General features: G+C 67.5%; 14 protein-coding genes. 12 read left to right on the forward strand and 2 right to left on the reverse strand.

The window, feature by feature from the left end:
• The first annotated feature begins 54 nt into the window (after window positions 1-54).
• From IPJ87_08740 to IPJ87_08760, 5 genes are all read left to right on the forward strand, one after another.
• A complete protein-coding gene (locus tag IPJ87_08740) occupies window positions 55-390 on the forward strand; it encodes a PadR family transcriptional regulator (GenBank protein MBK7941948.1) in 336 nt (111 codons plus the stop codon).
• A complete protein-coding gene (locus IPJ87_08745) occupies window positions 387-2,153 on the forward strand; it encodes a PspC domain-containing protein (protein MBK7941949.1) in 1,767 nt (588 codons plus the stop codon). Before IPJ87_08740 ends, IPJ87_08745 begins: the two co-directional genes overlap by 4 nt.
• A 143-nt stretch (window positions 2,154-2,296) precedes the next feature.
• Entirely contained in the window at window positions 2,297-4,567 is a 2,271-nt protein-coding gene (locus tag IPJ87_08750) for a cation:proton antiporter (GenBank protein ID MBK7941950.1), read from the forward strand.
• Between the two features lie 63 nt (window positions 4,568-4,630).
• Window positions 4,631-5,677, forward strand: a complete 1,047-nt coding sequence (locus tag IPJ87_08755) for an agmatinase family protein (protein MBK7941951.1) — start codon at window positions 4,631-4,633, stop codon at window positions 5,675-5,677.
• Between the two features lie 3 nt (window positions 5,678-5,680).
• Window positions 5,681-6,094, forward strand: a complete 414-nt coding sequence (locus IPJ87_08760; GenBank protein MBK7941952.1) for a DUF393 domain-containing protein — start codon at window positions 5,681-5,683, stop codon at window positions 6,092-6,094.
• 10 nt (window positions 6,095-6,104) lie between these two features.
• On the opposite strand, the gene IPJ87_08765 is transcribed toward IPJ87_08760, so the two are convergent.
• Window positions 6,105-8,174 (reverse strand): hypothetical protein, encoded by a 2,070-nt coding sequence (locus IPJ87_08765; protein MBK7941953.1) that lies wholly within the window; start codon window positions 8,172-8,174, stop codon window positions 6,105-6,107.
• Window positions 8,175-8,363: 189 nt separating this feature from the next.
• Here IPJ87_08765 and IPJ87_08770 point away from each other — a divergent pair, with 189 nt between their 5' ends.
• The 7 genes from IPJ87_08770 to IPJ87_08800 all read left to right on the forward strand — a co-directional run bounded on the left by IPJ87_08770 (window position 8,364) and on the right by IPJ87_08800 (window position 16,330).
• Window positions 8,364-10,097, forward strand: a complete 1,734-nt coding sequence (locus IPJ87_08770) for a carboxypeptidase-like regulatory domain-containing protein (protein MBK7941954.1) — start codon at window positions 8,364-8,366, stop codon at window positions 10,095-10,097.
• Between the two features lie 133 nt (window positions 10,098-10,230).
• Entirely contained in the window at window positions 10,231-12,645 is a 2,415-nt protein-coding gene (locus IPJ87_08775; protein ID MBK7941955.1) for a transketolase, read from the forward strand.
• Between the two features lie 10 nt (window positions 12,646-12,655).
• Window positions 12,656-12,901, forward strand: a complete 246-nt coding sequence (locus IPJ87_08780) for a DUF4160 domain-containing protein (GenBank protein ID MBK7941956.1) — start codon at window positions 12,656-12,658, stop codon at window positions 12,899-12,901.
• Between the two features lie 31 nt (window positions 12,902-12,932).
• Window positions 12,933-13,238 carry a DUF2442 domain-containing protein gene (locus IPJ87_08785; GenBank protein ID MBK7941957.1) on the forward strand — a complete coding sequence of 102 codons (306 nt, stop codon included), beginning with the start codon at window positions 12,933-12,935 and terminating at the stop codon, window positions 13,236-13,238.
• Window positions 13,239-13,617: 379 nt separating this feature from the next.
• Complete coding sequence (locus IPJ87_08790) at window positions 13,618-13,947, forward strand: hypothetical protein (GenBank protein MBK7941958.1); 330 nt, start codon at window positions 13,618-13,620, stop codon at window positions 13,945-13,947.
• Between the two features lie 147 nt (window positions 13,948-14,094).
• Window positions 14,095-14,505: a hypothetical protein gene (locus tag IPJ87_08795; GenBank protein ID MBK7941959.1), complete on the forward strand. Its 411-nt coding sequence runs from the start codon at window positions 14,095-14,097 to the stop codon at window positions 14,503-14,505.
• A gap of 7 nt (window positions 14,506-14,512) precedes the next feature.
• Window positions 14,513-16,330 carry a hypothetical protein gene (locus IPJ87_08800; protein MBK7941960.1) on the forward strand — a complete coding sequence of 606 codons (1,818 nt, stop codon included), beginning with the start codon at window positions 14,513-14,515 and terminating at the stop codon, window positions 16,328-16,330.
• Window positions 16,331-16,348: 18 nt separating this feature from the next.
• Here the strand turns inward: IPJ87_08800 and IPJ87_08805 are convergent, their stop codons facing one another.
• Window positions 16,349-17,638 carry a C1 family peptidase gene (locus IPJ87_08805; GenBank protein MBK7941961.1) on the reverse strand — a complete coding sequence of 430 codons (1,290 nt, stop codon included), beginning with the start codon at window positions 17,636-17,638 and terminating at the stop codon, window positions 16,349-16,351.
• Between the last annotated feature and the right edge of the window lie 31 nt (window positions 17,639-17,669).

Here is a 17,669-nt window from a genome sequence, read left to right on the forward strand (position 1 = left end):
TAGTACCAACCCAAGCACATATGTTTGCATCGTCAAGTACCAGACACAGCCCAGATGAACGTCGAGAACACCAAGGCGCAGATGCGGAAAGGCGTGCTGGAGTACTGCATCCTGTCGGTGCTGTCGCAGGAGGAGCTGTATCCTCCGGACATCATCGCCAAGCTGAAGGACGCGAAGCTGATCGTGGTGGAGGGCACCCTGTACCCCCTGCTCACGCGGCTGAAGGATGCCGGATTCCTGACCTACCGCTGGGAGGAGAGCCGAAGCGGCCCCCCGCGGAAGTACTACAAGCTGACCCCCGTGGGGCAGAAGTTCCTGAACGAACTGGATGAGACCTGGGACGAGCTTGCCCAGGCGGTGAAAAAGATGACCCGACGCAACGCACGATGAAAAAGACCCTCACAGCCAACATCAGCGGTACGGTGTTCCACATCGAGGAGGACGCGTACGACAAGCTGAACCGCTACCTCGGCACCATCCGCGCGCGCTTCAGCGGCAGCGAGGGCCGCGACGAGATCATGGCCGACATCGAGGCCCGCATCGCCGAGCTCTTCCAGGAGCGGCTGCAGGGCCGCCAGGTGGTGGGCATCGCCGACGTGGACCACGTGATCGCCGTCATGGGCCAGCCGGAGGACTACGCGGACGGCGAGGCCGGCGGCGGTGGCGCCATCCCCCCCCCGCCCACCGACGGGCGCCGGCGCCTGTACCGCGACCCGGAGGACAGCTGGGTGGGCGGTGTCTTCGGCGGTCTGGCGGCCTACCTCGGCACCGACCCCTTGTGGATGCGCATCGCGTTCATCCTGCTGGTGATCTTCGGCGTGGGCTCGCCCCTGCTGATCTACATCATCCTCTGGATCCTGATCCCGCAGGCCTCCTCGGCCGCCGAACGCCTCATGATGCAGGGCGAGCCGGTGACGGTGGACAACCTGAAGCGCAGCTTCGAGGAAGGCGCCGAACGCGTGAAGCAGGGCGCCGAGCGCGTGGCCCGCGAGGCCGATGAACTGGGGCGGCGCTGGAGCAACGGTCCGGCCCGTGCCTACGGCCGGCAGGCCCGTCAGGGGGTCGGCGAGTTCGCCCGCGGCGCCGCCGGCGTGGCCGCCAAGATCGTCGGTGTGTTCACCCTGGTGCTCGGCGCCATCCTCACCCTGGCGCTGGTGGGAGCGCTCATCGGTGGCGGCACCATCACCCTCGACCACTTCGGCGGGCTGGAGGGCACCGGCCTCTTCGACCTCAGCGCGGTGGTGTTCGACAGCGCGGCCCACGCCTTCTGGGGTGTGTTGTGCGCCGTGCTCCTGCTGCTGATCCCCGCCATCGGGCTCTTCATCGGCGGTCTGCGCCTGCTCACCGGCCTGCGCGCCCCGCAATGGCTGGGCTGGACGCTGAGCACCGCCTGGTTCGTGGCCCTGATGGTGGTGCTGGTGGTGGGCCTCCGCCTGGGCAACGACCTCAAGCGCGACCAGAAGCTGCGCGAGGAGCTGTCCATCGCACAGCCCGCCGGGCAGACGCTCTTCCTGGGCGTGCATGACATGCGCGGCCTGGGCAAGGACTGGCGGGTGGCCTACGATGACGGCCGGGTGGACTGGGACATGGAGGGGCTGATGACGACCGCCGACAGCATCCACGGGGCCTGGGCCAACCTGGACGTGGTGCCCAGCCCGGACAGCCTCTTCCACCTGATGGTGGAGCGCCGCGCCAACGGGCGCACCGAGAAGATGGCCCTGGCGCGGGCGAGCCACACCGGGTTCACCCACGCGCAGCGCGACTCGCTGCTCCTGCTGTCCCCGTGGGTGGACATGCCCCGGGAGGACAAACTGCGCGCCCAGCGGGTCCGCTTCGAGGTGCAGGTGCCCGTGGGGCGTGCCGTGCACTTCCAGAGCGGTATCGGCTTCATGCTGGATGATGTGGACAACGTGACCAACACCTGGGATGACGAGATGGTGGGCCGCACCTGGACGATGACCTCGGGCGGCCTCAGCAGCAGCGTGACGCCGGAGCAGGTGCCCGACGACCTGCCTCCACCTGCGCTGCCGGCCACGCCACCCGCCGCAGCCCCGGCGACCACGCCCGAGCCGACCGCGGCTCCGAGCGGCACCAGCGACCTGCGCACCTACAGCGCACCCGACCTGCTCACGGCGGTGTTCCGCCGCACCTGAACCCCGATCACCGGCGGCAACGAGGGGAAGCCATCCGGCCGGGGACCGCCCCGTTCTCGACGAGAGGACGGGGCGGATCGTTCCACAGGCTTCATGTGGGCGGAACGGACCGGGAACAGGGGCCGGTCTACCTTGCGCCCGCGATGATCCGCTGGCGCAACTGGCTCTTCTATATGCTCACCATCAGTGCCTGCGTGGCGCTGATGTACGGCATCGTGGGCGCGGGTGTCGGGCTTGAGGCCGGCAAGTCGGTGGGGGGCGAACTGCAGGAGGTGAGCGGTTACTGGCAGCAGTTCAAGGACACCTACCACCACAACCTCACGCATCCGCTGGCCATCCTGCTGCTGCAGATCCTCTGCATCATCGTCACGGCGCGGGCCTTCGGCTTCATCTGCCAGAAGGTGGGCCTGCCCACGGTGATCGGCGAGATCGCCGCGGGCATCTTCCTCGGCCCGTCCTTCCTGGGTCAGCAGTTCCCGGCCTACTCGGACTTCCTGTTCCCTGCGGCCTCGCTGGGCAACCTGCAGTTCCTCAGCCAGATCGGCCTCATCCTGTTCATGTTCGTCATCGGCATGGAGCTGAACCTCACGGTGATGAAGGACCGTGTGCAGGACGCCGTGGTGGTGAGCCATGCCGGCATCGTGTTCCCCTACACCCTCGGCGTGGGCCTCTCCTACTTCCTCTACGAGCCCTTTGCCCCGCAAGGCGTCCACTTCCTGTCGTTCGCGTTGTTCATGGGCATCGCCATGAGCATCGCGGCCTTTCCGGTGATGGCCCGCATCGTGCAGGAGCGCGGCCTGCACCGAACGGCCTTCGGCAGCACGGTCATCACCTTCGCCGCCGCCGACGACATCACCGCCTGGTGCCTGCTGGCCGTGGTGATCGCCGTGGTGAAGGCCGGCAGCATCGTCAGCAGCCTCTACACCGTGCTGATGGTGCTGGCCTACATGCTGCTGATGCTGCGCGTGGTGCGGCCCTTCCTCAACCGCCTGGGCGAGGTGTACGCCGACCGGGAAAGCCTCAGCAAGCCCATCGTGGCCGTCTTCATCCTGGTGCTGCTGCTCTCGGCCTACGCCACCGAGGTCATCGGCGTGCATGCCCTCTACGGGGCCTTCGTGGCCGGGGTGATCATGCCGCCCAACCAGCGCTTCCGCAGCCTCTTCATCGGCAAGGTGGAGGACGTGGCCGTGGTGCTGTTGCTGCCCCTCTTCTTCGTGTTCACCGGCCTGCGCACCGAGATCGGGCTGCTGAACGACGTGGGCCTCTGGAAATGGTGCGCGGTGATCCTCGCGGTGGCCGTGGTGGGCAAGTTCACCGGCAGTGCCGTGGCGGCCCGCTTCGTGGGTCTGCCGCTGAAGGAGAGCCTGATGGTGGGCGCCCTGATGAACACCCGCGGCCTGATGGAGCTGGTGGTGCTCAACATCGGCTACGACCTGGGCGTGATCAGCCCGGAGATCTTCGCGATGATGGTGATCATGGCCCTGGTGACCACGGTGATGACCGGCCCCACGCTGACCCTGATCGAGCGCCTCTTCCCCACCGCCGCTCGCCCGGCACAGGCGGTGGCCGAAGAGGCCAAGCGCTTCCGGATCCTGGTGCCCTTCGGCGACCCGGGCCGCGGCCGCAACATGGTGCGCGTGGCCCATGCCTTCCTGAAGCGCAACGACAACGCCAGCGTGGTGGCCCTGCACCTCACCCCCAGCAGCGACGTCAACACCTTCAACCTGGCCGAGCGCGAGCGCGACAGCTTCAAGCCCATCCTGAAGGAGAAGCGCGAGAAGGGCATTCCGCTGGAGACGCTCTTCAAGCCCAGCACCGACATCGACAAGGAGCTCATCACCATCGCCAACACGGGCAACTTCGACCTGACCATCGTGGGCATCGGGCGCAGCATCTACGAGGGCACCTTCCTGGGCCGCGTGGTGGGCCTCACCAGCCGCATCATCGACCCCGAGCGCCTCATCGACACCCTCACGGGCAAGGAGGACCTCTTCGCCGCCGCCGAGCTCGACGACCGGGTGCGCCGCATCGTGCGCGAGGTGCGCATCCCCCTGGGCATCTACGTGGACAAGGACCTGCAGCGCACCGAGCGCGTGGTGGTGCCCCTCTTCGGGCTGGCGGACAGTGCGCTGCTCACCTACGCCCAGAAGCTGCAGGTGAACAGCGGGGCGCACATCACCCTGCTCGACCTGGCCGACGTGTTCACCCAGAACCCCGAGCTGCGGGCCCTGGTGGACGGCATGCAGCGCGCGGCGCACGGCTCGGTGGAGCTGTCCACCACGGCCATCGACGGCGGCGGCCCGCTCACCGGCCAGGACCTGATGCTGATCGGCCTCGACGGCTGGAAGCGCGCCGTGGAGAAGCAGGCCCCTTGGCTGGCGCAGGCGCCCAGCATGCTCATCGTGCGGCCCTGAGCGGAGCCGCACGATCACCGAACTTCGCACCGCCATGGGCATCCGCGCGCATGGCCCCGCACCATGAGCAAAGCCGCCAAGATCCGCGCCTTCGACCCCAACAGCCCCGGCGACGCCAACGCCCAGATGTACGGGCTGCCCTTCACCTGCGAGGAGGCCGACATCGTGCTGCTGCCCGTGCCCTGGGAGGTGACCACCAGCTACGGCGGCGGCACGGCCCACGGCCCGCAGGCCATCTTCGACGCCAGCTTCCAGGTGGACCTGTTCCACCCCGAGTTCCCCGACCTGTGGAAGCGCGGCGTGGCCATGGACGAGATGCCCAAGGCGCTGCTGCAGCAGAGCAAGGCCCTGAAGAAGGAGGCCCACAAGGTGATCACCATGCTCACCGAGGGCGGCAGCAAGAAGGAGCTGGCCCAGGCCAAGAAGGCGCTGGAGCTGGTGAACGCCGAGTGCGCCGTGATGAACGAATGGGTCGAGGCCCGCGCCGGGGAATGGCTGGACGCCGGCAAGCTCGTGGGCCTGGTGGGCGGCGACCACAGCACGCCCCTCGGCTTCCACCGCGCCCTGGCCCGCCGCCACAAGCGCTTCGGCATCCTGCACATCGACGCGCACATGGACCTGCGCAACGCCTACGAAGGCTTCACCTACAGCCACGCCAGCATCATGCACAACACCCTCGAGCTGCCGCAGGTGGGCACGCTGGTGCAGGTGGGCATCCGCGATTTCTGCGCCGAGGAGAACAAGGCCTTCCTGGACCACGGCGGCCGCGTGAAGGTGGTGCGCTCGGCCGACATCCGGCGGCAGCAGTACGAGGGCGTCACCTGGCGCGAGCAGTGCGATGCCATCATCGCCGCACTGCCGGAGAAGGTGCATGTGAGCTTCGACATCGACGGCCTGGACCCGGTGCTGTGCCCGCATACGGGGACCCCGGTGCCGGGCGGGCTCGCCTTCGAGGAGGCCAGCTACCTGCTGAGCCGCCTGGTGGCCAGCGGCCGCACCCTCATCGGCTTCGACCTGGTGGAGGTGGCGCCCGGCCGCCACGACGAGTGGGACGCCAACGTGGGCGCACGCCTGCTGTGGCACCTCTGCGGCGTGCTGGCCAGGTCCTGATCGATGGACGGGGCCCCGCTGCCGGACCGCCTGCTGCTGTTCGACGGCGTGTGCAACCTGTGCACCGGGGCGGTGCGCTTCGTGGTGCCCCGCGACCGCCGCGGCCGCATCCGCTTCGCCGCCCTGCAAGGCCCCACCGGGCAGCGCGTCCTGCGCGAGCAGGGGCTCAGCACCGCGGAGCTCAGCACGTTGATCTACCTGCGCCAGGGCCGGGTGCTCACCCGCAGCACCGCCGCGCTGCAGCTCTTCCGCGACCTCGACGGCGCGTGGCCGCTGCTGGCGGTCCTCCTGGGGCTGCCGCGCGTGCTGCGCGATGCCGTGTACGACCGGGTGGCCCGGCGGCGCTACCGCTGGTTCGGCCGCACCGAGGCCTGCCTGGTGCCGGGCCCCGACCTCGCCGCGCGCTTTGTGGACTGAGCCGCGCCGCTCACGGCAGCAGCTCCACCAGCACGGACGAGGGCACCGTGCCACCGATGTTGTTCAGGATCAGGTCGCGGTCGTTGGCCGTGCCCGTATAGCGCACCACCCCGTCCAGGTTGAGGTCCTCGCGGTGGTAGCCGTTCACCGTGTTGGTGGGCACCAGGCCGCCGACCTTCTGCAGGATGGGGTCACGGTCGTTGTCCGCCCCGCTGTACTTCACGAGGCCGCTCACGTTCGCGTCGCCGGCATAGAGGCAACGTACACCGTTCACCGCCTTGGTGGCTGCGGTTCCGCCGTAGAGCGCGGTGGCCGCCAGCGTCAGGTCCCTCAGCGTGGCCGTGGTGCTCAGGGCCTGCGGCGCGGCCAGCATGGTGCCCAAGTGATTGCGATGCCGCACCGCGATGTGGTAGTTGTCCGCCGACACGGAGAAGGCCACATCGCTCGTGCCGTCCACGTCCACCACGTTGCCGTTGCGCAGCAGCAGCGCATGTCGCACGGCCACCAGCATACCGTTGTTCACCTTGTCGCGCAGTTCCACGCGCACCCAGTCCACCACGGACGCGCTACCGCTGACGGCGAGCACGGCGCTCGTCGTCGCCTCGCCCCCGCTGCCGTTCACCGCGTCGAACCCGAGGGCCGTGTACGGCTCGTTGAGGGGCACCAGCCCCGCGCTGCGGAGCGATCCGCGCATCAGCCCGGTGCTGGTCTCGTAGGCCCCTTCCAGCATCACCTTCAGCTTCACGCGCACGGGTTGGGGCGGTGTGGCGAACGGCTCGTATCCGTTGAGCACGGTGGTGCTGTTGGCGGGGTCGAGCCAGTCGCGCAGGCGGTTGCTGGCCGCGGTGCCGTCGAAGCTGCTGGTGAGCTTCACCGCACCGCTGGACGTGGTGGCCGCGTTGCTGCAGGTCTGCGCGCCGCTCACCACATGGCCCACCAGCCGCTTGTTCTGGTCGTACAGCGGCGAGCCGCTCGAGCCGCTCTGGATAATGCCGCTGTCCCAGTACATGCGCCAGAAGTTGGTGCCGTTGCTGCTGTAGCTCGTGGGCGCCTGGTCATCGAACGCGATCTTCTTCACGTCGTAGAGCGGGTGCTCGATGGTGACGGTGCGCGTAGGCGTGGTGCCGCTGCGGTCCCATCCGGCGTAGTAGGGCTGGTAGCTCGAGGGGGGCGCGCTGCTGAGCTGCACCAGGGCGAAATCGTCGTAGTAGTCGCTGGCCTTCAGGGTGCATCCGGTGATCGTCTGCGCCGTGGACCCACTGCTGCCGGTGCAGCCGGTCGATTCGTAGTTGAAGTAGAAGACCCAGCCGCTGGTGTTGGGCTGGTAGCAGTGGTTGGCCAGCAGGAAGTACGGTGTGCCGTTGTTGGCGGTGTTGTTCACCAGGGTGCCGGTGCAGCCGTTGCCGTCGGGGCGTAGGAACATGGCCGTGGCGCGCTTCACTGTCTGCCAGTCGCTGGCGGCCGGGCAGGCCACGTTGGTGTGGCAGGCCGCGCTCTGGTACCCCGGGTCGTAGTCCTTCGGCGTACCGGCCTCGGCGCTGCTGAACGGGTCGTGGAACGCGTGGGTGACGCTGCCGACCTCCACGGCGCAGTCCGCGCGGCGCTCGGCGGGCACATGCAGCTCCAGCACCACGGCGTCGCCGGGCAGCAGGGCCGTGGCGAAGGTGCCGTCGGGCAGCTCGTTGGCCTCGCCGAAGCCGCCGAGGTAGCTGCGCTGCGCGCCGTCGATCACGAAGAGCAGGGCGCCGTCGGGCAGGTCGAAGCGATCGAACTGCACCGCGAGCATGGCCGCGCCGGGGCTCGTGAGGCGGAGGCGCCCGCGCAGCAGGCCACCGGGCAGGCTGTCCCACACCCCCTCGGTCAGCAGGTCGGCCTGCAGCCAGCGCTGGGTGCCGTACCGGAACACGAGGCCCTCGGAGGCGGCCCCGCGCTCCTCCTCCAGCGGGCCGCTGGGCGCGATGGTGGGCAGCGCGACCTGGCGCAGGTGCCGGCCCCAGTGATGCGGCGCACCGCCCTGGGGCACCTGGCCGTGGGCGAAGGCCGTGGAAAGGAGGGACAGCAGCAGCAGGGATCGGCGCATGGTGGACATCGTTGGGGCTGCCAAGGTTCCACGCGCGATGCATACGGCGCCAGCACGATCCGACCGGGGAGGTCGTGCACCCGTTGAGGCAGGAAGAAGTTTCGATCGGTGGGGATGCGCTGCCGACCGAGCAGGCCTCACGGACGGCCACCCGTGTCGACCAGCAATCGTTCCGGCTACCTTTCCCTCATGCGTGCGCTGCTCGTTCTGCTGATGCTGCCCGTGGGTTGGGCCGCCATCGCGCAGGAACTGCTCCGCGGCCGGGTGGTGGATGCCAACGATGGCAGCCCGTTGCCCTACGCCACAGTGCTCGTGCACAGCACGGACCGCGGCACCATCACCAACAGCGAGGGCGAGTTCGCCGTACCGAGCCTGCCCGACGATGACGGGCTCCGCATCTCCTTCGTGGGTTATCGCGCCCTGAATGTGACGGCGGCGATGCTGGCCGCGGACCCTGTGGTGCGCCTCGAACGCGCCTCGTTCACGCTCAGCGAGGTGACCGTGCGACCGGGCGCCGCGCAGTACGACCGCGTGATGGCCGCGGTGCGCTGGCTCAACCGGGCCCCGCCCGTCACGTCACGGCTCTTCTTCGGCATGGAGACCTATGCCGACACGCTGCCCATGGAGGTGCTGCATGCGTTCTTCAACACCCGCATGCGATCGGCCCGCATCGACGGGCTCGAGCTGAAGCAAGGGCGCATCGGCATCACCGAGCGCGACGGTCGGTTCTACATCAACTACAACACCTCGAGGGCCTTCGCGCTCATGGACATCCTGGACCGGAGGAGCCCCTTCCCGTTGTCACCGCTGGCGATGGGAGGCACGCAGGAGATGCGTCGACAGTTCGTCGCCGAACTGGTGTCCGCCGGCTCGGGACCCGATGGCGTGGACCACCTCCGCGTCACGCCGCGCAAAGGCCAAGGAGAGGCCTTCACCCTCGAGCTGTGGATGGAACCCGGCAGCGACCGCGTGCGGTCCCTGCAGCTGACCTGCAAGGATTGCCGGCGCCACCCCTTCCTGCCCCTCTTCGAGCATGGCCGCATCGACACGGTGGACCTGCGGTACCGCCAGACCTGGTCGACCACGGGACCTCCGCTGCCGGAGGTGATGGAGCTGGACTACCGCATGGTATACGCCGGGCCCGACTTCATGCAGGATTTCCGCACCCATGCGGTGATGCATGCCTACGACCGCAGCGTGCCCTTCATCCTGCCGCTCTTCACCTACACTAGCGAGATCCCCGACTACCGCAAGATCGGCTGGCTGCCGGAGGACAGCCTGTTCTGGGTCCGGCAGCGGCCGCCCCTGCCCACGGAGCGCCAGCAGCGCGACATGGACTTCCTGCGCCGCAACGACCTGCGCCATGGCGGCTGGCATCATCGGCTGAGCAACGAACGCAACTTCCTCACCGCGAACTACGCGCTGTGGGACGCCGATCGAAGGCTGTGGTTGCAGGCGATGACCACCCGCGATCCGCGCGAGACCTCCTCCAGGGTCACCGAGGGCTGGTTGTCCGACCATGCATTGTCCATGGAAGGGCCGAAGGTGGCGCTGGTGGCCCAGCTGTACCTGGACATGGACAGCATGGATGGGGTGTTCACGCATCGCACGGCGACCGTGCTGGACGGCTACCACAGCTTCCACCTGGAACCGGAACAGCCGTGGACCGCATGCTTCCAGAACATCTGGTTCGACCTCTGCGAGCTCGAGCGACGCCGGTTGGAGGACCGCCTCCGCATGCCGGGCATGACGGTGGAACGCGCGCGCGTGCTGCACAGCGAGCACAGCACGCGACTGGCGGCCACCACCCAGGAGTACCTCCGCACTACTAAATACGGCGCCGACAAGGAGGCCCTGCTTCCGTGGAACGACCAGGTGCGTCAGGGGCTGGGCATCGATAACCTGGCCATGTTCGGATTGTAGGGGCTCCAAGCCGCCGCATCCGGCGGTCGGAACGGCAAACCTCCGGGAACGCATGCAGGGTCAACGCCGGGGCGTTCCCCCCCCGCCCGCCCACACGCCCCAAGGCCTACCTTCGCGCGGAAGACCGCGACCGATGGCCCGGAAGACCGACCTGACCGAAGAGCTGACCCTGGAGGAGGTGAAGCAGGAGATCCTGCGCGACTATGAGCTGTGCGTGCTGAGCCGCGAGGCCAGCCTGCTGGGCCGCAAGGAGGTGCTGGGCGGCAAGGCCAAGTTCGGCATCTTCGGCGACGGCAAGGAGCTGGCCCAGGTCTGCATGGCCAAGCAGTTCCGCAACGGCGACTGGCGCAGCGGCTACTACCGCGACATGACCTTCATGTTCGCCATCGGCGAGCTCACCGTGCAGCAATGGTTCGCGCAGCTGTACGCCCACGCCGACGTGAACGCCGACCCCAGCAGCGCCGGCCGCAGCATGAACGGCCACTTCGCCACGCGCAGCCTCGACGAGCGCGGCGAATGGAAGGACCTGATGGCGCAGCCCAACAGCAGCCCGGACATCAGCCCCACCGCCGGCCAGATGCCGCGGCTGCTTGGCCTGGCCCAGGCCAGCAAGGTGTTCCGCCACGACCCCGCGCTGCATAACCTCACCCACCTCACCGACCAGGGCAACGAGGTGGCCTTCGGCACCATCGGCGACGCCAGCACCAGCGAGGGCCACTTCTGGGAGACCATGAACGCGGCCTGCGTGCTGCAGGTGCCCCTGGCCATGAGCGTGTGGGACGACGGCTGGGGCATCAGCGTCAGCAAGGCGCACCAGACCACCAAGGCCAGCATCAGCAAGGCGCTGGCGGGCTTCGAGAAGGAGGAGGAGGGCAACGGCCTGCGCATCCACCGCACCAAGGGCTGGGACTATGCCCACCTGAACCGGACCTACGAGAAGGCCATCGCGCTGTGCCGCGAAGAGCACGTGCCCTGCCTGATCCACGTGGAGGAGGTGACGCAGCCGCAGGGCCACAGCAGCAGCGGCAGCCACGAGCGCTACAAGAGCAGCGTCAGCGACTGGATCCGCGACAAGGACGGCACGCCGCTGCAGGAGGTGCCGCTGCTGGACTGGTACAAGGTGTACGACTGCAACGTGAAGTTCCGCGAGTGGATCCTGGGCTTCCGCCCCGGCGGCGAGGTGCTGGCCACGGCCGAGGAGCTGGACGCCATCGAGGTGCGCGCCAAGGCCGAGGCCCGCGCGGCGCAGAAAGCGGCGTGGTCCGCCTTCCAGGCCGAGGTCGGCGCCGAGCGCACCGCGGTGCTGCCGCTGATCGAGTCCGTGGACCCCGTCATCGCGCAGGAGCTCCGCAGCGAAATGGCGCCCGGTCGCAAGGAGGTGCTGAGCGCCGCCCGTCGCGCGCTGATCGTCGCACAGGCCTCCCTGCCTGTGCACGGCGAGCTGCGGGCCTGGGTGCAGCGCGCGCTGGCCGACAACGGCGACCGCTACGGCAGCCACCTCTACCAGGAGGGGCCGGGCAGCTGCCTGAACGTGCCTGAGGTGCCGGTGGAATACGCCGGCGACGAGCTGGTGGACGGCCGCATCATCATCCGCGACAACTTCGCCGCGCTCTTCGCGCGCGAGCCGCGGCTGCTCACCTTCGGGGAGGACACCGGCAAGATCGGCGATGTGAACCAGGGCATGGAGGGCATGCAGGCCCGCTTCGGCGAGCAGCGCGTGGCCGACACCGGCATCCGCGAGGCCACCATCCTGGGCCAGGGCATCGGCATGGCCCTGCGCGGCCTGCGCCCCGTGGCCGAGATCCAGTACCTCGACTACCTGCTCTACTGCCTGCAGGGCCTGAGCGACGACCTGGCCACGGTGCACTGGCGCACCAAGGGCGGCCAGAAGTGCCCGCTGATCATCCGCACGCGCGGCCACCGGCTGGAGGGCGTGTGGCACAGCGGCAGCCCCATGGGCATGATCCTGCACAGCGTGCGCGGCATCGTGGTGTGCACCCCGCGCAACATGCAGCAGGCCGCGGGGATGTACAACACCCTGCTACAGGCCGATGATCCCGCGCTGGTGATCGAATGCCTCAACGGCTACCGCAGCAAGGAGCGCCTGCCCGCCAACCTCGGCGACTTCACCGTGCCCATCGGCATCGCTGAGGTGGTGCGCGAGGGCACCGACCTCACGCTGGTGAGCTACGGCAGCACCTTCACCGTCTGCGCCAAGGCCTGCGAGCAGCTGGAACAGCTCGGCCTCTCCGTGGAGCTCATCGACGCGCGCACCCTCCTCCCCTTCGACCGCACGCAGGTGTGCGTGGACAGCCTGCGGAAGACCAACCGCCTGCTGGTGGTGGACGAGGACGTGCCCGGCGGCGCCAGCGCCACCCTGCTGCGCGAGATCATCGAGGTGCAGGGCGGCTACCGCTGGCTCGATGCCGCCCCCGCCACCCTCACGGCCAAGGCTCACCGCCCCGCCTACGGCAGCGACGGCGACTACTTCAGCAAGCCCAGCGTGGAGGACGTGGTGGAGAAGGTGGTGGGGATGGTGAGGGAGTGAACACCCATCCATGAGCCCGCGCGCCATAAAGGACATCGATGGGTTCCGCTTCTTCTTCTTCAGCAGGGAGAATGATGAGCCTCCCCACATCCACGTGGAGAAAGGCAACGGCTCCGCGAAGTGGTGGCTTACACCGGAGCCAAGGTTGGTATATTCGCTAGGCTATAAAGCCGGAGAGGAACGGAAGATCGAACGCCTTGTCAAGACCCATCAGCATGAGCTCCTACAAGCGTGGCGGCGCCACTTCGGCCGCTAGGGAAGGCCAGGGCATGGACCCGGTCGAGCGGATGATCCTGCACGACGGCTTGCGCATTGCCGACGTACACCCCTACAAGGAGTTGGACCTCCTGGCAATCGTACTGAACAGTGGCGACGTGCTGCAAGCCCGCATCTCCGACTTCGAGCGCTTGAACAAAGCCACCGGCCCACAGCTCAAGAAGTGGCGCCTCATCGGTGGCGGCATCGGCATCCACTGGGAAGCCTTGGATGAGGACCTTTCGCTTCGGGGTTTCATCCGCGACGCCGCACAACAGGAAGCGCTTCGCCGCCTCTCCCCAGCCCGCAGGACCCGCACGAAGAAGAGCACGGCATGAACCCGAACACCGCCAAGGCCCACCGCCCCGCCTACGGCAGCGATGGCGATTACTTCAGCAAGCCCAGCGTGGAGGACGTGGTGGAGAAGGTGGTGGGGATGGTGATGGAGTGAACACCCTCGTTCGCAAGCATTCCCGCCCGAGGCCCTGAGTCCGACCTAAGCATCCGGAAGCTGCTTGGTGATCGTGGGAGCTCACCGCAATGTCACGAACGCGGCCTTCCCTCCTACCTTCATCCCATGCGGTGCGCCGTGGTCCTGGTCCTCGCCCTCTGGGTGGGCTGCTCCTTCACCCACACCGTGCGGGTGGAGAACGTGAGCGATGCGCCGCTGACGATCGCGTACAAGATCCGGCCGGGCCGTGGAAGCACGGGATGTTCATGGCGCGGCCGGTGGTGTGGCGCAAACAGGGCAAGGAGGCCGTGCGCGACACCAGCGTGCGCATGGATCCGACGGACAGCGTGATCACCCTCACCCTGGCCCCCGGCGACGAGGCCCTGCTCGCCTACTGCATGAACTGCACGATGGAAGGTTTCACCCACGAGGGCAGCATGGACGCCTGGGCCGATGAGCCGGGCCGCACGCGTTTGAACCTCTATTGGATGCGCATCGAGCATCGGGGCAAGGCCCGCACCTACACGCCGAGCGAGCTGGTGCTGGAGGTGACGAAGAGCAGGATGCAGTACACGGTGCTGCGCGTGAAGGGCTAGCCCAGCGCCGATGGCCCAGGTGGATCCGGTGCTCTTGTTCTTGATCGATCCGCAGGGGCCCCAAGGCCACATCCCGGACCAGCTTGGAAGGAGCATCCCCGTCCATTCCGCGGATCCCGTTAGATTCACCGCATATCCCCCCTAACCATGCCCCTCAGCAACCTGCAAGCCGGCAACTCCAGAGGACTGGACACCACGATCCGGTTCACGGAAACGCCGGACGCCACGATGTTCTCGGTCAATGGGCTGGTCTCCGGCTCCAGCACCCAGGTTCAGTTCACCGTGGCCCTGGACCCGGCGAGCTTCACCTGCCAGCTGAACGCGGACAGGACCCAGGTCCTCATCACCATCATCGCGATCAACCGGAACCCAACGAACGTGGTGTACACCGTGGACACGGGCATCGACCTGAATAAGGCGAAGGCCAATAGCACGGCGTTGGTCCTACAGCTCGTGCCGGCGGGCCAATCCAACGGCACGGTATATACGTTCGTCAAGGCGACGGGAGGTGGCGGCGGCGCGTTCAAGCGGCCTCGACCGACACCCGACAGGGCCTAGGGACCTGATGCCCACGCAGACGTTCGCACAGGTTCTCGTTCGGGCCGGGCTGCTCATTGCGCTCAGTGCGTGGGCTCACCTTGGCTTCGCACAGACCACGCGGCAGTTCACGTGGGCGGACAGCGTGTTGGAGCGACTCGCCGGGCACAAGCAGGATGATGCGCGCCGAGCAGCAGAGCTTGCCAGAAAGGCGTCGAACGTATTGGAGCAAGGGTCCGACCCGTGTAAAGCGCTTCACATCCGATCGCTCCTGGCCAACTACCTGGACCGCATAGGTGCGGTCGACTCGGCCGCCGCGCTCTTCCTGGACGACCGGTTCACGCGTATAGGGTCGTGTCCACCCCATGTGCAGAAAGACTACTACCGGTTCCTGACAAACGTACAGATCAGCCTCGGCGAGTTCGTGCGCGTGGACTCGATCTGCAGGATGGCTTACGAACTGGGACGCACCGGACCGTTGAAGGGGGTCGACCTGAGCGAACTCCGGTGCAATCATGGCGTTGCTGTGGCCAGTATGGGACGCCTGGATGAAGCCATGTCGATCTTCAAAGGAGCGTACGACGAGGCACGCGGCCAGGGCTCCAGGGAGAACATGATCAATAGCCTGCACAACATCGCCACCATCAATGCCATGATGCGCGACCTTGTATCCGCCCGAAGAAACTACGAGGAAGTGCGTGACCTGCTGCGGGTAGGCGGATTCTCCGATCGGTTAGTGCGCTGTTACCAGAACCTGGGATCAGTGCACAGGGACCTCGGCAACCTGAAGACGGCCATTGCCTATCAGGATTCGGCGATCGCCCTGGCCCGCAGCTCCGGCTTCCTCGAGGGTGAAGCGGCCGCTACACAAGGCCTCGCCCAGATCCTGCGCGACCGCACCCCGAAGAACGAGGCGTACGACCAGCTCGACCGCTACCTGCTGCTGCACGACAGCATCCTCGGCAGCGACCGGATCAAGGCCGTGGCCGACATGCGCGAGAAGTACGAGACGGAGAAGAAGGAACGGGAGAACGTGGCCTTGCGGGCGGAGAACCTCGAGGCCGCGCTGCGCCAGGAACAGTTGCGCCGCACGCGGAACATCTACCTCTCCGTCGGGATCATCGTGCTGCTGAGCGCGATCGCGCTGTGGAGCCGCCTGCGCTTCGTTCACCGCTCCCGCGCCGCCATCCGCAAGGAGAAGGAAATCAGCGAAGGACTGCTGCACAACATCCTGCCGAAGGAGGTGGCCGCCGAACTGAAACAGAAGGGCTACGCGGACGTCAAGGAGTTCGAGGTGGCCACCATCCTCTTCTCCGACTTCAAGGGCTTCACCAGCATGAGCGAGAAGCTCACCGCTGCCGAACTGGTCGCCGAGATCGATCATTGCTTCAAGGGCTTCGACGCGATCATGGAGCGCCACGGCATCGAGAAGATCAAGACCATCGGCGACTCGTACATGGCCGCCGGCGGCCTGCCTGACGCGCGGCACGGTCATCCGGCGGACGTGGTGCGGGCCGCGCTGGACATGCAGGCCTTCATGGACGACTACAAGGCGCAGCGGGCGGCCGAAGGGCGGCTCTTCTTCGAGATGCGGCTGGGCCTGCACACCGGGCCGGTGATCGCGGGCATCGTGGGCGTGAAGAAGTTCGCGTACGACATCTGGGGCGACACGGTGAACACGGCCAGCCGCATGGAGAGCAGCGGAGCCCCGGGAAGGGTCAACATCAGCCAGGCCACCTACGAGCGGGTGCGGGACGAGCCCGGCCTGCACTTCATCCCACGCGGCGAAGTGGAGGCCAAGGGCAAGGGCCGCATGGAGATGTGGTTCGTGGAACGGGCCGCTTGAGCCCGCCAGGCCCGGTGATCACCACCGTTGGTGCGCCGCCACGCGGTCCAGGATCTCCTGTACATGCGTGTCCTCGGATGGGTGCTCCTTTTCGAGGCGGAAGCGCGCCCGCGGGTCGGACCGGTCCACGAAGAGCCCGCTGGGCTTGAGCGTGAAGGTCCACTTGCAGTCGATCAGGTGGAAGGTGACGGGTTGCCCCCGGCGGAAGGTGATCCGACGATGGACCTCGGCACCGTAGGCCGTGCCATCCACATCCACGGTCACGGACCGCCGATCGGTGGCGATCTCCCGGCACGACAGGCGGAGCCCCTCGAATTCCTGGTGCTGGCCTTCCTTGAAGCTCTCGTTGAGCCGGGTGCCCGAATCGTGCCGCTTATCGGCCGGTACGCAGGGTGTGTGGTCCGGCGGTGCCTCCGCCGCCGGCTCGGCCACATAGGCCCCGTAGCACCAGGCCGCCATCACGTGGTAGGGGATCCGGCACCATCCCTCGCGGCCCCAGTCGGTGCCCCAGGAATTGAGCACCAGGTAGGTGCTGTCGGCATCATCATAGCCCGCGCAGATCAACGCGTGCCCCACGATGAGCAGGTCCGGGTCCAGGGTGTCCGGCCCGGCCCAGACGAAGTCCTTCCCCGCTGCGGCCGCGTCGAGGCCCTGGTTCATGAACGAGGCATCGATGCTGAGCGCCACCACGATGGGTCTTCCAGCGTAGAGGTGGTGCTTCCACTGCTCCCTGTTGTCAAGCTCCAACCCCAGTGGGTCGCGCATGCGGTGCTGCGTGGCCTCGGAGAAGGCCTGCGACGGTATGCTGTCCTGACAGGCCGTCAACGCACTGTCGTAGGGCATGGTGGTCCACCGGCACACACCGTTGTCCACCGCCACGGTGAGCGCATGGATCAGGTCCGTCCCTTGGTCGCAGTCCCCCTGGCTCAAGTACTGCATGGTGTAGTTGTAGACGAAGGCCGGGGAATAGGCCACGAGGGACGCCACGCTATCCCTATCCGTTCTCTGAAGGCTTCTGCGGTTCTCCTGGAACGAGCGCAAGGCATAGCCGACCGCCCAGCCCGTGCAGCTGTTGCGGTCGCCTTGAGCGCCCGCCTTGGGGAACCAGGAGGTGAGGTCGGATCGCGCCGGCAGCTTCATGCCGCGGGGGAGATGGAACGGGCGCTCCGTCGGGATGTTCAACAACGACTCGCGGTCGGGATAGGCCGCTCCGGTGGCGAAGGGAACGGTGTCCTGCTGGGCCGAAAGACCTGCACGGCTACCAAGCAGGAGCATGATGAGCACCGTTCGCCACTGCGGACCAAGCATGCACCGAAAGTAGGGATGAAGCGCGTCCGCG

The sequence above is a fragment of the Flavobacteriales bacterium genome (assembly GCA_016713875.1).
In the GTDB taxonomy this organism is placed as follows: Bacteria; Bacteroidota; Bacteroidia; order Flavobacteriales_F; family PHOS-HE28; genus PHOS-HE28.

What these genes read in the sequence shown, in the direction of transcription:
- IPJ87_08740 (MBK7941948.1), top strand. Translation starts at nt 55, where the DNA reads ATGAACGTCGAGAACACCAAGGCGCAGATGCGGAAAGGCGTGCTGGAG.
- IPJ87_08745 (MBK7941949.1), top strand. Translation starts at nt 387, where the DNA reads ATGAAAAAGACCCTCACAGCCAACATCAGCGGTACGGTGTTCCACATC.
- IPJ87_08750 (MBK7941950.1), top strand. Translation starts at nt 2,297, where the DNA reads ATGATCCGCTGGCGCAACTGGCTCTTCTATATGCTCACCATCAGTGCC.
- IPJ87_08755 (MBK7941951.1), top strand. Translation starts at nt 4,631, where the DNA reads ATGAGCAAAGCCGCCAAGATCCGCGCCTTCGACCCCAACAGCCCCGGC.
- IPJ87_08760 (MBK7941952.1), top strand. Translation starts at nt 5,681, where the DNA reads ATGGACGGGGCCCCGCTGCCGGACCGCCTGCTGCTGTTCGACGGCGTG.
- IPJ87_08765 (MBK7941953.1), bottom strand. Translation starts at nt 8,174, where the DNA reads ATGCGCCGATCCCTGCTGCTGCTGTCCCTCCTTTCCACGGCCTTCGCC.
- IPJ87_08770 (MBK7941954.1), top strand. Translation starts at nt 8,364, where the DNA reads ATGCGTGCGCTGCTCGTTCTGCTGATGCTGCCCGTGGGTTGGGCCGCC.
- IPJ87_08775 (MBK7941955.1), top strand. Translation starts at nt 10,231, where the DNA reads ATGGCCCGGAAGACCGACCTGACCGAAGAGCTGACCCTGGAGGAGGTG.
- IPJ87_08780 (MBK7941956.1), top strand. Translation starts at nt 12,656, where the DNA reads ATGAGCCCGCGCGCCATAAAGGACATCGATGGGTTCCGCTTCTTCTTC.
- IPJ87_08785 (MBK7941957.1), top strand. Translation starts at nt 12,933, where the DNA reads ATGATCCTGCACGACGGCTTGCGCATTGCCGACGTACACCCCTACAAG.
- IPJ87_08790 (MBK7941958.1), top strand. Translation starts at nt 13,618, where the DNA reads ATGGCGCGGCCGGTGGTGTGGCGCAAACAGGGCAAGGAGGCCGTGCGC.
- IPJ87_08795 (MBK7941959.1), top strand. Translation starts at nt 14,095, where the DNA reads ATGCCCCTCAGCAACCTGCAAGCCGGCAACTCCAGAGGACTGGACACC.
- IPJ87_08800 (MBK7941960.1), top strand. Translation starts at nt 14,513, where the DNA reads ATGCCCACGCAGACGTTCGCACAGGTTCTCGTTCGGGCCGGGCTGCTC.
- IPJ87_08805 (MBK7941961.1), bottom strand. Translation starts at nt 17,638, where the DNA reads ATGCTTGGTCCGCAGTGGCGAACGGTGCTCATCATGCTCCTGCTTGGT.